The following is a 615-nucleotide window of genomic DNA, read 5'->3' on the forward strand; positions in this document are numbered from 1 at the left end:
GCCCAGGACTTCGGCGTCAACGTCTGAGTCGGGGCAGGGCCGGTGACGGCCCGGTGGTGAACCACGGCCGGGGCGGCCGCGGACGCGAGAGCGTCGGCGGCCGCCCCGGCCGTTCGCCTTGGGTCGGCGCGGGGTTTGCCGTGCCCGGGCTACGACCTGCTCGGCCGCACTGGAAGGATGGGAGTTCAGGAAAGTTCAGCCGGCCGGAAGGGGCCGGCCGGGGTCGCGGGGGAATAGACCTGAGATGCGCCCCGGGAGGCAAGGGAGGAAGGACCGCCAATGAGTGTCACGCTCGCCAAGGGTGGCAATGTCTCGCTCACCAAGGCCGCGCCGAATCTGACGCAGGTGCAGATCGGTCTCGGCTGGGACGCCCGGTCGACGACCGGTGCGCCCTTCGACCTCGACGCGAGCGCGCTGCTGTGCTCCAGCGGCCGGGTGCTGGGTGACGAGTACTTCGTCTTCTACAACAACCTCAAGAGCCCCGAGGGCTCGGTCGAGCACACCGGCGACAACCTCACCGGTGACGGCGACGGGGACGACGAGGTCGTCCTGGTCAACCTGGACCTGGTGCCGCCACAGGTCGACAAGGTGGTCTTCCCGGTGTCGATCTACGAC

Annotated in this window: 1 protein-coding gene; it reads left to right on the forward strand. The window is 69.6% G+C overall.

Features of this window, described 5'->3' with window-relative positions:
• Nucleotides 1-279: 279 nt before the first annotated feature.
• Nucleotides 280-615 (forward strand): TerD family protein (locus tag VR45_RS05470; protein ID WP_045938529.1); only part of this gene is annotated, 336 nt, incomplete at its 3' end.

It is taken from the genome of Streptomyces sp. NRRL S-495 (assembly GCF_000966955.1).
Taxonomy (GTDB): domain Bacteria; phylum Actinomycetota; class Actinomycetes; order Streptomycetales; family Streptomycetaceae; genus Kitasatospora; species Kitasatospora purpeofusca.